This is a genomic window from Streptomyces sp. NPDC050564, assembly GCF_044457265.1.
GTDB lineage: Bacteria > Actinomycetota > Actinomycetes > Streptomycetales > Streptomycetaceae > Streptomyces.
Map to the genome: position 1 here is coordinate 40,278 of NZ_JBITGS010000040.1, position 12,957 is coordinate 53,234.

The window sequence follows — 12,957 nt, forward strand, 5'->3', positions numbered from 1 at the left end:
TCGTCTCGTTGACTCGGCCTGCGTCGACCGCGCGACGCTGATAAGAAGGCGGCTCCCCGCCCCTGTCAGAGGCCGGACAGCGCCGGTGGAACAATGAGCGGCATGCCCAAGGCCGCCCTCTCCGCCCCGACCCGTCAGCGCATCATCGCAGCCGTCCTGCAGATCATCGGCGAAGGTGGGATCGCGGCGCTCACCAACCGAAGGATCGCCAAGGAAGCCGGTGTCTCACTCGGCTCCGTCACGTACCACTTCGAGACTCAGCACGATCTGCTGCGCGAGAGCCTGCTGCACTTCGTGCGCGAAGAGGCCCGGCACTTCACCGAGCTGGCCGACCAGTGCCAGACCGAAGGCCTCGACATAGCGGACGCAGCGTCCCTGGCCGGCCAAGTGGCCTGCGGCACAGCGCTCGACAGCGCGCACCTCGCGCCCTTCGAACTGTATCTCCACGCCGGGCGCGACGAACGACTGCGCGAGGCGGCATCGAAAGCGTTCACGGCCTACGACCGGCTCGCCACCCAGATCCTCACCGCCCTGGGCGTCCCGGACGCAGAACGCCTGGCCGCCACGACAGTTGCCGTGGTGATGGGTCTGCAACTCCGGCGCCTGGCGACCGGCAGCCCAGCAGACGACCTGGTCGACGCTCTCCTGCTGCTGACACGGGGAGCTGCCCGCCAGTCACCCGACCAAGGACAAGGTCTCCTGGCGTAACCGAGCACCACTCGCCCGGCCCGCCCGCAGGCGCAGGCCGCGCGCCTGCAGCGACCCCGCCGCGGGCTGGACTGCCCTCCTCCTCCGGAGCAGAGAGACCCTCGAACAGACCCTGCGCCCCCGAAGCCAGTAGGGCCACGGCATACAGTGCGCACGGCAGGCACCGGGCATGTTGATCCATCGACCGATGGATGAGCAAGATCTGCAAGCCACCACTCGTGGCTCGAGCGGCGCTGGATCATGCCGTAAATCGGTGACAACGAGTCGGCGTGCTCAAGAACTTGAGGAAGAAGTCCAGCAAGAGCGCCGAACGCGAGGCACTGTGGGCCGCGCTCGGCTGCCTCCCGGGACACGTCGGTCGTCGTCCCTTCGCTCGACCGGCTCGGCCGCTCCATCGAGGACCGCGTCGCGATCGCCTCCGGGCTGCGCAAGCCCGCCATCGGCTCACGTCGCTCCACGAAGCACTCGACACCACCACCCGCGGCGGGCTGCTGGTCTTCCACGCCTCCGCCCCCGCCCGGAACCCGGGCCACGACCCGGGGTTGATCCTCGCCCAGCACCCGCACCATGCCCTCCACCAGTTCGCACGAGTACCAACGACACTCAGCAGCCGACGGCGGCCGAGCCCCTATGATGTTTGCGTGAACATCCGACGGGACGGGGACGCGCGGAGGATGCCCGTCGGGTTGGTCGCGCTCGCGCTCGGCAGCTTCGGGATCGGCCTTACCGAGTTCGTGATCGCGGGCCTGCTGCCCCAAGTGAGCCGCGACCTGGACATCTCCGAGGCCGCAGCCGGGTGGCTCATCTCGGGATACGCCCTGAGCGTCGCGATCGGTGCGATCCTGCTGACCGCTGCCACCACCCGCATCCCCCGCAAGGCCGTCCTCGTCGGGTTGGTGGCGTTGTTCGTCCTCGGCAACCTGCTGTCCGCCGTCGCGCCCAGCTACGCCGTGGCGCTGCTCGGCCGCGTCGCCGCCGCCTTGTGCCACGGCTCTTTCTTCGGCATCGGCTCGCTCGTCGCCCGCCGCATGGTCCCGCCGTCGCGGGCCTCGCGCGCGGTCGCCGTGATGTTCGCCGGGCTGACGGTCGCCAACGTGCTGGGCGTGCCGTTCGGCGCCCTGGTCGGCGAACGCTGGGGCTGGCGCGCCACGTTCTGGGCGATCACCGGGTTCGGCGTGCTGGCCGTGGCCGCCATCGCCGTGTGGGTCCCGGCCTGGGCGGGCGCCGTGGACGAGGCTCACCGGGCGGCCGGCCTGCGCTCCCAGCTACGCGCCTTCCGCTCCCGGCAGGTCTGCCTGACCCTCGCCGCCACCGCCCTCGGCTACGGCGGCATGTTCGGGGCGTTCAGCTACATCGCGTACACCTTCACCGAGGTCACCGGCTTCTCCAGCACCGACGTCGCCTGGCTGCTCGTCGTCTACGGCAGCGGCCTGGTGATCGGCAACGTCGTCGGGGGCCGGGCGGCCGACCGCGATCGCGACCGCACGCTGATCGCGTCCCTGGCGGGACTCGCCGCCACGCTCGCGGCGTTCGGGCTGCTGGCCGACGGGCGGGTCGCATCGGTGGTCCTCGTCTTCCTGATGGGCGTCTTCGGGTTCGCCAGCGTCCCCGGCATGATCACCCGCGTCACGGACGCCGCCGGCGGCGCGCCGCTCGCCGCCAGCGCCAACGTCTCGGCCTCCAACGTCGGCAACGCCCTGGGCGCCTGGCTCGGCGGCCTCGCGATCAGCGCCGGCCTGGGCTACACCGCGCCCCTGTACGTGGGCGCCGCGGTCGTGGCGCTCGGCCTCGCCGTGATGGTGGTCACCGCGCGCACGGGGCGTGCCGTCTCACCTCCGCCGGCCGGCCGTGACCAGGCGTCTGGTTACGCCTGGCTGGACCAGGAACGCCCGCACAGCACGAGCCAGTAGACGTCCGGGGCGGCGACGGTGACGAAGCAAGCTTCGGTACGGACGAGGGCGACGAGGTGCGGTGCGTTCGCGGCCCGCCGGCGGGCCTGGCGGAACCGACCAGCTCGAAGACCATGCCCAGTCCGGTGGCCCGGCGGCCGACGCCCTCGGTGACCTTCGTCCGCAAGCGCTTATCGAGTGACCCTCCGGAACACCGCAAGACGGGCCTCACGCGCTCCTGGCGAGCGTTTCCTTCCCTGCAAGGTCTCCCGTTTCAGGCGCGCATTGGAGGATTCGGGGGCTGCGTTGTCCGCCGAGGTTCCGACCGCCCCGCGCGATCCGGTCACGCCGAGTTCACGGCACACGTTCGCGAACTCCTTCGATGCGTACTGGGCGCCGTCGTCCTGGTGGACGAGCAACTGGGAGCGGCGTTCTCCGGCCTCGGCCATGGCAGTGGCGACTGCGGCTCTGCCGTCGCGATTGCCGTAGAGGAAGGTGCGGGAAACGTCCGCGCGGCGCGCGACGGCGGCGACGCTGACCTGGTCTTTCTCAGCTCAGCTCAGACTCAGCCACTGAACTCGTCCGGGCCGCCGGACCGTGGTCCCCGACCGGGAGTTCCGGTCCGGCGGCGGGTTCCGTTCAGTCCTCGGGCGGCTCGGGCGCCAGCAGCTCCCGGAGTTCGTCCATCGCCTCCCGGAGCCGGTCGGCGAACGTCCGCATCTGCGCGGCGACCGCCAACGGCGTGCTCAGGTAGAGGTTGAACCGTTCGGGAAGCAGCACATAGGCGACACCGATGCACTGGCTGCTGGTCGACCCGAAGCCGAAGTACTGGATATTGACGGACGGCGCGGAGCTCGTGCTCAGGTAGTCGTCCCGCATGGTCAACCAGCCCGGCGTCCGGTACAGCGCGGGCTGCTCGGTCACCCCGAGCTCGGCCCCCCGCCGACGCTGGATCAGCTCCAGCTCCCACAGGTGCTGCTCCGGCACCTGCCCGGCCTGGCACGCCTTCGCGCGCGCCACATGGGCCTCCGTGGCTGCCCGAAACGCGGCGCGCCGGGCTTCCGCGTCCGCTGCCGGGTCCTCCATCGCTGCCACGAAAGCCACCATCTCGGTGGTGACGACGCGCATCGCCTCGGTCCGCCCGTGCCGGTACTGCCGGGTGGCGATGGACTCGTACGTGGCGCCCAGGTGCCCCTTGGCGCGCTGGTGGGCGAGCTGGTAAGCGGCCTGGACGAACGCGTCCGGCGAGACCCCCAACACCTTGGCCGCGCTGCTGCCGAAGTCCGCGAACGACAACGTGCTGGTCGCGGTGTTCTCCCCGTACGCCGCGAACGCGTCGGCGGCGGAGCGCGCCTGGTCCCGCAGCGCGTCGTCCAGTTCGAACACGATCGGCTCCAGCGCCGGCAGCCCCTGCGAGCGGGCTCCGGACTGCCGGGACTGCTCCTCGGCCGGGGTGTTGAGCAGGGCGTCGGTGAAGGTGAGGATCGTGGTCCCGTCCAACTCGCAGTGCTCGACGTTGATGCCCGCCCGTCCGTCGGCGAAGACGACGAAGGACACCGCCTTGTCGAACCAGCGGTTGCCGCGGTCGCCGTACAGCAGCTGGTCACAGGCGTCCTGGACGTCCGCGGGGGCGAAGTCCTCCAGAGCGACGCAGAACAGCGCGGTCTCGACATCGTCAAGGGCGTCGGCGTTGCGGGGGTGGCAGGCGAGAAGGGACTCCCGGGCGGCCGCCCACTCCGCGCGGGCCATGGTGGTGAGGTGGCCCACCGAGGTGTCCGCGCCGGCCAGGTCGGCCTTCATCACGGCGCGCAGCCCCGCCTCGATGTCATCCAGACTGTGCGGGACACTGTCCGGACCCAGCACGTCCAGCCGGAACATGCTGCCCCGGAAGAACACCACGACGTGCCGGGCCTCGGACGGGCCCGGCCACTCCTCGGTGTAGGGGGCGCGGACGGTGTCCTGCTGCACGCCGGGGATACGCGTGGTGGAGAACAGAAACTTGTTCTGCACCATCGACTGAGGTGCTCCGCGCTGCACCAGCGGTGGAATCAGCCCCTGATCGAGCTGCCGCTTGTAGTTGAGGGCCCCGGCGACGAGCCCGGCCGCCCGCTCCACCTGCGCCTGGTCGGAGTCCTGGAACAGGAAGAAGAAGTTGGCGTTGAGCGCGATCCGGTCCCGGCGGCCCAAGTATCGGTACGGCCAGAAGGTGTCGGGCCAGCTGTGCACGCCCTCCGTGGCGTCGTATTCCTCCAGCGCGGCATGCAGCACCCGGCCGGGGCCACCGGGTCGGAGAAAGGCGGCAACCTCCGCCTCGGTCGCCGACCGCTCGTCGGCGGTCAGCAGCGGCGTACACCAGGCGAGAAACCTCTCGCAGCTCGCATCCAGCGTAGGCAGCGGCACGCGCGGGAGGCTGTCCTCCTGGGCGAAGGTCGCGTTGCCTGACGCATCCTGACTGGTCTTCAACTCTGATCTCGATTCGGATCGTTGGTACCTGTGATGTCGTACGGCCGGGAAAGGTAGAGCTGTGCGTACAGCCAGCCTTCCGCCTCCAGGCCCCGTGGATCCACCCCTGCGGCCGACATGCTGTCGAGCACGAGCGCCTGCTCCTGCGGGGAGGCGAACCGCCGCTGTCTGAACACCTCGTCGACGCGGACGGTCCGGTAGCCCAGACTCGCCAACGCGCGCTCGACGGAGTCGAACGGGAACATCCGCAGCACGAAGTGCGCCATCCAGGGCCGGCGGATGCCCTGCGCCCGGACGACTCGCGTGAGCGTCCGCTCGGTGACGTAGCCGACGCAGCCCGTCGAGATCACCAGGTCCGTACCCGAGAGCTGGGCGCGCTGTCGCGGTGTGGGCTCGTGCTCCTCCAGGTCGGCGTGCACCACGTCGTCGAGGAACCCGGCCTCAAGAGCGTAGGACAGCGCGCTGCCGGAGGTGTCGAGGCCGACGAAGCGGATCGCTTGCGGGGGTTGGCGTGACCGAGCCAGCTCCCGATCGCGGGCCAGCAAAGCCTCGCGGCTCTCACCCGCACGCTCCTCGTCGCCGTAGCGCGCGTACAGCTCGTCCATGGTCGCGTCGTACTTCAGCAGGGCGGCGTTGATTCCGTACGAGCAGCCGATGTCCAGCACCTTCGGTACCGCGACGTGCTGGGACTCCCGGTACTCCGTGATGATCTTGGCGAAGTAGGGCTTGGCCTGCTGCGGAACGCCGTAGCCGAGCGGACGCAGCACCCTGAAATAGGTTCGCGGATCGGGCTGGTCGTAGATGTGGTCGAGCGAGACTTTTCCGGTCACGTCGAAACGCACAGGGCTTACTCCTCCGTGGGATCGCGCAGGGGGAAACGGCCTACGGCGACTACGCGTTCTCGCCGCCCGCTAGTCCAGGAGCCGGTCGCCGCGGACCGCCCGCCCCTCGGCCGCCAGGTGCTCGGGCAGCACCCGGCCGAAGAGCTGCCGGGTCCGTTCCACGCTCCCGATGACGCCGGCGCGCTCGCTGTAGGCGAATATCGCGGAGTGGCGCGCGACCTCGCCGCGCACCGGGCTCACTCGGTGCAACGAGTAGCGCCCTTTGAACAACTGCAGGTCACCTGGTTGCAGGGGGAGATGCCGGGTCAACCGCTCGCCCCGGCCGTCCACTACGTCCCGGACGTCGTCGAAATTCTCGTCCTGCGCGGTCCGAATGTTCGGGCAGTACTCGAAGACGCCGCCGGCCTGCGCCTGCTGGGTGAGCATGCTCACGGTGAACTCATTGGTGTCGAAGTGCCAGGGGTGCTCCATGCCCGGCGCGATGACGTTGAGAACCAGCCCGGAGAGCGGGTCCGCCAGCTCGTGCAGCTCTGGCAGTTGGAAGCAGCGGGCGATGAAGTGCCGGAACACCTTGTTGGAGTAGAGCCGGCTGATGAGGGAGTCCGCGGGGATGCGGTCCCGCGCGACGAACGCGTTACCCCGCTCGAAGGTCTTCCGGCCCGGATGGTCCTCCGGCAGCGCCGAGTCCACTGCGATGTTGTAGACGTTCACCGTCTCGACGTCGTGGTGCGCCCGGGGGGCGATGGCCGAGCATTCCTGCCACAGCACATCGCGCAGCGATGGGCGGATGAAGTCCGGCAGCACGGTGCAGCCGAGAGTCAACAGGTCGCGCCGGGCACGGGAAACCACGGCCTGTCCCCGGGCGCTCGCGACTTCCGACAGGGGATAGCGAGCCGTGTCGACTACCTGATCAAGCGTCAGGGCTTCCAAAGAGCGCATTCGATCCTCTCCACATGCGGGCCGCCCCTCTCGTCGGTTCCCTCGCCGGCCCGCGGTTGCGCCTCTTACGCACACACGGGACGAGCGACGCAATCCGTGCGGTCGGCCGGACCTCACTCTCGGCTGTTCAGTAACTCGGCTGGCTAGAAGGGCACTTGAAGTTCCCACAGTGGCGCCGTGTTGTCTGTGACGCGTCACACTGCCCAACTGTGCGCTCCAGCAGGCCTTCGCGGGTTCGGCACGGGTCGACCGTCGCGCAGGAGCCGCAGGGGCCGGTGCACCCTGCGCGAGGGTCAGCCGGTGAAGCCGGTGATCGCAGGGATCGAGTCGCAGGACGTCAGTCAGTGATCGGGTCACGACCACAGGGAGCCCGCGTACCACTACGACTGTCGGTGATTGTGGAGATGCTCTCCTTCGTCGTCATACCCCAGGCCTGGGCGAGGTGGGAGACGATCTCGCCCGAGGTCGGTCAGGATCCGGCAGAGCCGCTTGACACCGAAGGCGCCACGATGATCGTCAACGAAATGGAAACGGCTCACCAGCTGGTCTCGCCCGCAAAATACTTCGCGGCCCTCCGCAGGATCTCCCGCTCGAGCTCGGGTCCTTTCACCCGCGCCCGCAGCCGCCGGTTCTCCTTCTCCATCGTGGTGGCCTCGCCCGCCCCGGGCTGGGCCGCCTGCTCGGATCCAGCACCCACGTGCGGAGCGTCTCGTGGTTGACACCCAGGTCCTTGGCCACCGTCGCATACGTCCCACCCGCACTGGCGTGGTACAGCGCGACGGCATCCGCCCGGAACTCAGGGGAGTACTTCGACGTCCCCAACCGGAATTCCCGTCCTTCGGATCCGAGCTGAGTGCAGTTGTCCCGAAGGACAGCAGCCAATGCAGCGGCCACCTCGTCCTCGCACATCCCCGCCAGGGCCTCAACCACTCGATAGAGTGCCTCGCTCACCTCAGCGCGCGTGACCGTCTCACGTTTTCCGGGCATCGAGGAGCGCGTCTCAGTCTCCGGGGGCGACGTGACCCGTCGACGGCGGAACCGGTGGCGGCAACAGGAGGCGTGCCGCGAGCGCTGCTGGAAGCTGGGCTCCGTCGATGGATCGCGTTGATCGCAACTGATCTGGTGTAGCCCCTGTCACGTCCCGCAGGTCGGCACCGGTCAGGTCGGCGTCCGTCAGATCAGCGCCCCTCAGGTCGGCCTTGCGGAACACGGTCCCGGGTCGTTGGACACAGGACGTTGAGCGCTCCGGGCAGCACCCTCGCCGTGACGGGGAGGACGGCTTCGACTTCGCCGTCGGCGCCGTAGGGCACTTCCCGGTCGGCCTCGATACGGATTTCCCGGCCCCGCAGGATCCGGACTTCGGGCCGGTTGACGTGCGCGCCCGTCTCGAGTTCGTTCATCATGGCGAAGAACAGGCGGCGCGGGGCCTCGCGGATCATGACGACGTCAAGCACCCCGTCGTCCACGCGGGCGTCGGGTGCGATGAGGCGACCGGAGCCGTAGTAGCCGGAGTTGGCCGCGACCACCGTGTATCCGCGGTGCGGGTGTTCCTGACCGTCGACGGTGACCCGGTAGTCCGCCGGACGCCAGGTGGTGACGGCCCGCAGTCCGCCTGCGTAGTAGGAGGCGGCGCCGCGCAGCAGTCTCGCGCTGTTGGCGTGGCGGTTGGCGAGCGCGTCGACTCCGGCGTACACGCTGCCGAGTACGACGGTGCGGTGGTGGACGGCCGATTCCACCTCGATGGTGTCGACCGGCCGCGGCTCGTTGTGGAGCAACACCCGAGCCAGCTCGTCGGGGTCGGTGGGCAGCCCCAGTGCCCTGGCGAAGTCGTTGCCGCGGCCGGCCGGGACCAAGCCCAGCACCGAGCCGGTGCCGCTGAGGGCTCCTCCGATGCCACCGGCGATCCCGTCTCCGCCGACGGCGAGCACCACCCGCCCTCGCTCTCCGGCGCTGCGGGCGAGCTCCTGGGCGTGTACAAGGCTGCGGCTGTACTCGGTCTCCAGCTCGGCCCCCGCCTCCCGCAGCGTTCGGGCCACTCGCAGGAGGGCTGCCGCACCGGTGGATCCGCCCGCGGTGGGGTTGACGACGGCGGTGAACTGTCGCATCGGGGTGCCTCCGAGGCCGTGACGGTTGAGTGGTGGGCGGAAGGGTGGTGGACGGGATCGTGCCGGGAAGGGCGAGGGCGGTTCGGGTCAGTCGGTGGGCAGCAGCACGCCGGGGTTGAGCAGTCCGGTGGGGTCCAGCCGTCGTTTCACGGCCCGCAGGGCCTCGATGCCGAGCAGGCCCGCTTCGCGGACGTACCAGTCGCGGTGGTCGGTACCCACGCCGTGGTGGTGGCTGATCGTGCCGCCCGCGGCGAGGATCGCCTGGTTGGCGGCGTGCTTGGCCGGGGCCCAGTGCGCCACCGGATCGTCGCCCTGCGCGGAGACGACGGTGAAGTACAGCGAGGCTCCGTTCTCGTAGACGTGGGAGATGTGGCACATGACGAGGGGCGGGGTGCCGGCCTCGGTGAGTGCGGTGGTGAGTGCGTCGCGGACGGACGTGTACAGCTCCGGCACGCCGGACCAGAAGGTGGCGGTCTCCAGCGTCTCGGCGAAGGCTCCCGCGTCGAGCAGGGAGTCGCGCAGGTAGGGGGCCGAGTAACGGCCGTGGGCCCACTTCTCCCCGGGCTCCGCGCCGAGGTATTTGCCGCCGCAGTCGCGCAGTACGGCTGCGGCCCGCTCCCGGCGATAGGTGGTGTCCTCCTCGGTGCCCTCGAAACCGACGATCGCCTGGCATCCGGCGGACTGCTGCGCTCCGGAGCCGCCGATGGCATCGGGCTGGGCGAGGCCGATCAGCGTCTCGGTCTCGTCGGAGAGCCTGAGCACCGTCGGCCGGGGCCCGTCCTGGGCGAGGCGGCGCAGGGCAGCGGCCCCCTCCTCGAACGAGGCGAAGCGCCAGCCTTCGTAGACACGGGTTTCAGGGATGGGACGCAGGCGCAGGGTGACCGAGGTGATGACTCCGAACGCGCCTTCGGAGCCGAGGATGAGCTGGCGCAGGTCGGGGCCGGCCGCCGAGCGTGGGGCGCGGCCCACGTCGATGGTGCCCTCGGGGGTGGCGAGGGTGAGGCCCAGGACCATGTCGTCGAAGCGGCCGTATCCGGCGGACGCCTGTCCGCTGGAGCGTGCGGCGGCGAATCCACCGATGGTGGCCCATTCGTAGGACTGGGGGAAGTGGCCGAGGGTGAAGCCGTGTTCGGCCAGGAGGGCCTCGGCATCCGGGGCGCGCAGTCCGGGTTGCAGGGTGGCGGTGCGGGAGACCGGGTCGAGGGCGAGCAGGCCGTCCATGCGGCGCAGGTCCAGGGCGACGAAGGGCCTCTGCTGCTCGGGGGCGAGGCCGCCGACGACGGAGGTGCCGCCGCCGAACGGGACGACGCTCAGGCCGTGTTCGGCACACGCACCGAGCACGGCGAGCACTTCGTCGTGGCTTGCCGGGAGCACGGCGGCCGCGGGGATGTCCTCGACGTCGCCGGCCCGGATGCGCAGCAGGTCGGGGGTGGACTTGCCGCGGGTGTGCCGGATGCGGGGTTCCGCGTCGGTGAGCACATGCGCCTCGTCGCCGCCGACGGCAGCGAGCAGGGTCCGGTGCGCCGCGGGGTCCAGCAGGGAGGCGGGCACGTCGATGTCGGCCAGACCGACCGGCCCGCCGCCCTGCGGTTTCACCCCGAGCAGATCACGCAGCAGCGCGATCACGGTGTCGGGCAGCGGTGCTGCCTTGGCCGGGTCGCCCCAGCCACTCCACAGCATGTCCATGGCGGTTGTCCTCACCGGTTGTTTCGAGGGATGCCGTCTCCTGCTGCCTCGCAGGGGCGTTACACTGTTACACATGACGCCTATTCGTCACAACCGTGAGGACAGCGATCCCGTGCTCGACGCAGTACGCGACTGTGTCCTGGCCGTCGGTGTCCGGCGCACCACCCTGACCGACGTGGCCCGCCGGGCGGGCGTCTCCCGGATGACCCTCTACCGGCGCTGGCCCGACGTACGTTCCCTGGTGGGCGACCTGATGACGCGGGAGTGGGTGGACGTGGCCACCCGGGCGATGCCCGAGCGCCGGACGGGGACCACGGCGCGGACCCTGATCGTCGACGGACTCGTGGCCGGAGTGGAGGCCTTCCGTGCCCATCCCCTCTTTCGCAAGATCATCGACGTCGACCCCGAACTGCTGCTCCCCTACGTGCTGGACCGTCGCGGGGCCAGCCAGGAAGCCCTCCTCGGGCTCATCGTCGAGGGCGTACGGGAAGGCCACACAGACGGATCGGTGCGGCCCGGTCACCCCGAGCGCCAGGCACGATCCCTGCTGCTGCTCGTCCAGTCCTTCACCCTGTCGCTGCGCACCATGACCGACGAGGACGATCCCGACCTGACCGCCGCGGCCTTCCTCGGGGAACTGCGGACCATTCTGGAGAGGACCCTGACCCCATGAGCCCCACCGACAGCCCTGCCTCCACCACGCCCCCCGCCCCGGCGTCGTCACTGTCCGCCGCCCGCCGCGCCCGCGAGCTGGCCGAGACCTCGGACGGCCCGATCGCCGACGTCCTGGTCGTCGGCCTCGGCGCGACCGGCGCCGGAGCCGCCCTGGACGCCGCCGCCCGCGGGCTGACGGTCGTCGCCATCGATGCGCACGATCTGGCGTTCGGCACCTCCCGCTGGAGCTCCAAGCTCATCCACGGCGGGCTGCGCTATCTCGCCTCCGGCCAGTTCGACGTCGCCCACGAGAGCGCGGTCGAGCGCGGCGTACTCATGGAACGCACTGCACCCCACCTGGTGCGCGCCCAGCCGTTCGTCCTCCCCCTCACTCCCCTGGTCTCCCGCGGCCAGGCCGCCCTGTCCTGGGCCGGCTTCCGGGCCGGCGACGCCCTGCGCCTGACGGCTCGTACGGGCCGAGCCACCCTGCCCGCGCCTCGCAGGCTGGCCTCGGTGGAAACCCGGCACCTCGCCCCCGCGTTGCGTACCACCGGGCTCCGCGGCGGGCTGCTGTCCTGGGACGGCCGGGTCACCGACGACGCCCGCCTGGTGACCGCCGTCGCCCGCACCGCCGCGGCGCACGGTGCACGGATCCTGACCCGGGTGCGGGCGCTGCACCTGACCGCGTCCGGGGCCCGGATCCGAGACGAACTCACCGGCGAGGAGGGCACCATCCGGGCCCGCACGGTGATCAATGCCTCCGGCGTCTGGGCGGGCGGCCTGGTCGACGGCATCCGGGTACGGCCCTCCCGCGGCACCCACCTCGTCCTGCGCTCCGAGTACCTCGGCCCGATGCCGGCCGGCCTGCACATCCCGATCCCCGGGGAGACCAACCGCTTCGTCCTCGTCCTGCCTCAGGGCGACGGCCGGGTCTACGTCGGGCTCACCGACGAGCCCGTCGACGGGGAGATCCCCGACGTGCCGACGGTACCCGAGACCGACATCGGCTTCCTGCTCGACGTCCTGAGCTCCGCCCTGGACGTCCCCGTCCACCGCGACGACGTGGTGGGGGCCTTCGCGGGGCTGCGTCCCCTGCTGGACACTTCGGCGGGAGGCTCCGGCGTCGGCACCCGGACCGCCGACGTCTCCCGCCGGCACGCGGTCCTCACCTCGCCGGACGGCGTGATCACCGTCATCGGCGGCAAGCTCACCACCTACCGGCGGATGGCCGAGGACGCCGTCGACGCCGCCGTCAAGGCGCACGGACTGGCGGCGGGCCCGTCCCGCACCACTTCCGTTCCCCTGGTCGGTGCCGCACCGCAGCACAGGCTCGGCGCGCTGCGGGCACCGGGCCGGCTGATCCAGCGGTACGGCACCGAGGCACCGGCCGTCCACGCCCTCGGCGAGCACGACTCCCGCCTGCGCGAACCCGTACTGCCGGGCCATCCCGTCACCCGTGCCGAGCTGCTGTGGGCGGTCCGCCACGAGGGCGCGCTCGACGAGTCCGACCTGCTCGACCGGCGCACCCGCATCGGGCTGGTGCCCGACGACCGCGACGTGGCGCAGGACGCGGCACGGGACGTACTGCACGAGGCCCTGGCCGAGCGGAGCTGAGGCGCGTCGGGGCGGACTTGAGGCACGTCGGGGCGCGCCCCCTGCGCCCCGAGGCGC

Annotated in this window: 11 protein-coding genes and 2 pseudogenes; 4 read left to right on the plus strand and 9 right to left on the minus strand. The window is 70.8% G+C overall.

Annotated elements, in window-relative coordinates:
* The first annotated feature begins 102 nt into the window (after positions 1–102).
* The gene (locus ACIBK0_RS42085) at positions 103–708 is read left to right on the plus strand and encodes a TetR/AcrR family transcriptional regulator (RefSeq protein ID WP_399092489.1); all 606 of its coding nucleotides are present in this window, start codon (positions 103–105) and stop codon (positions 706–708) included.
* A 674-nt stretch (positions 709–1,382) separates the two neighbouring features.
* Positions 1,383–2,618 carry an MFS transporter gene (locus ACIBK0_RS42090; protein ID WP_399092593.1) on the plus strand — a complete coding sequence of 412 codons (1,236 nt, stop codon included), beginning with the start codon at positions 1,383–1,385 and terminating at the stop codon, positions 2,616–2,618.
* A 173-nt stretch (positions 2,619–2,791) separates the two neighbouring features.
* Here ACIBK0_RS42090 and ACIBK0_RS42095 read toward each other — a convergent pair.
* From ACIBK0_RS42095 to ACIBK0_RS42135, 9 genes and pseudogenes are all read right to left on the minus strand, one after another.
* Positions 2,792–3,007, minus strand: a pseudogene (locus ACIBK0_RS42095) (IS3 family transposase); the annotation flags it as partial.
* A 229-nt stretch (positions 3,008–3,236) separates the two neighbouring features.
* Complete coding sequence (locus ACIBK0_RS42100; protein ID WP_399092492.1) at positions 3,237–4,997, minus strand: choline/carnitine O-acyltransferase; 1,761 nt, start codon at positions 4,995–4,997, stop codon at positions 3,237–3,239.
* Positions 4,998–5,056: 59 nt separating this feature from the next.
* Positions 5,057–5,902, minus strand: a complete 846-nt coding sequence (locus ACIBK0_RS42105) for a class I SAM-dependent methyltransferase (protein WP_399092495.1) — start codon at positions 5,900–5,902, stop codon at positions 5,057–5,059.
* Positions 5,903–5,971: 69 nt separating this feature from the next.
* On the minus strand, positions 5,972–6,841 hold the full coding sequence (locus ACIBK0_RS42110) for an arpA protein (RefSeq protein WP_399092497.1): 870 nt from the start codon (positions 6,839–6,841) through the stop codon (positions 5,972–5,974).
* 535 nt (positions 6,842–7,376) lie between these two features.
* Entirely contained in the window at positions 7,377–7,538 is a 162-nt protein-coding gene (locus ACIBK0_RS42115; protein ID WP_399092605.1) for a hypothetical protein, read from the minus strand.
* Positions 7,539–7,588: 50 nt separating this feature from the next.
* Positions 7,589–7,828, minus strand: a pseudogene (locus ACIBK0_RS42120) (hypothetical protein); the annotation flags it as partial.
* A gap of 13 nt (positions 7,829–7,841) precedes the next feature.
* Positions 7,842–8,051, minus strand: coding sequence for a pentapeptide repeat-containing protein (locus ACIBK0_RS42125; RefSeq protein WP_399092500.1), 210 nt, complete (start codon positions 8,049–8,051; stop codon positions 7,842–7,844).
* The gene (locus tag ACIBK0_RS42130) at positions 8,020–8,946 is read right to left on the minus strand and encodes a YegS/Rv2252/BmrU family lipid kinase (protein ID WP_399092503.1); all 927 of its coding nucleotides are present in this window, start codon (positions 8,944–8,946) and stop codon (positions 8,020–8,022) included. Before ACIBK0_RS42130 ends, ACIBK0_RS42125 begins: the two co-directional genes overlap by 32 nt.
* An 87-nt stretch (positions 8,947–9,033) precedes the next feature.
* A complete protein-coding gene (locus tag ACIBK0_RS42135) occupies positions 9,034–10,632 on the minus strand; it encodes an FAD-binding oxidoreductase (protein ID WP_399092506.1) in 1,599 nt (532 codons plus the stop codon).
* 73 nt (positions 10,633–10,705) lie between these two features.
* Here ACIBK0_RS42135 and ACIBK0_RS42140 point away from each other — a divergent pair, with 73 nt between their 5' ends.
* Together ACIBK0_RS42140 and ACIBK0_RS42145 are read left to right on the plus strand one after the other, a co-directional pair.
* The gene (locus tag ACIBK0_RS42140) at positions 10,706–11,305 is read left to right on the plus strand and encodes a TetR/AcrR family transcriptional regulator (protein ID WP_399092508.1); all 600 of its coding nucleotides are present in this window, start codon (positions 10,706–10,708) and stop codon (positions 11,303–11,305) included.
* Positions 11,302–12,900, plus strand: coding sequence for a glycerol-3-phosphate dehydrogenase/oxidase (locus tag ACIBK0_RS42145; protein ID WP_399092511.1), 1,599 nt, complete (start codon positions 11,302–11,304; stop codon positions 12,898–12,900). The genes ACIBK0_RS42140 and ACIBK0_RS42145 overlap by 4 nt, the downstream gene beginning before the upstream one ends.
* Positions 12,901–12,957: the final 57 nt, after the last annotated feature.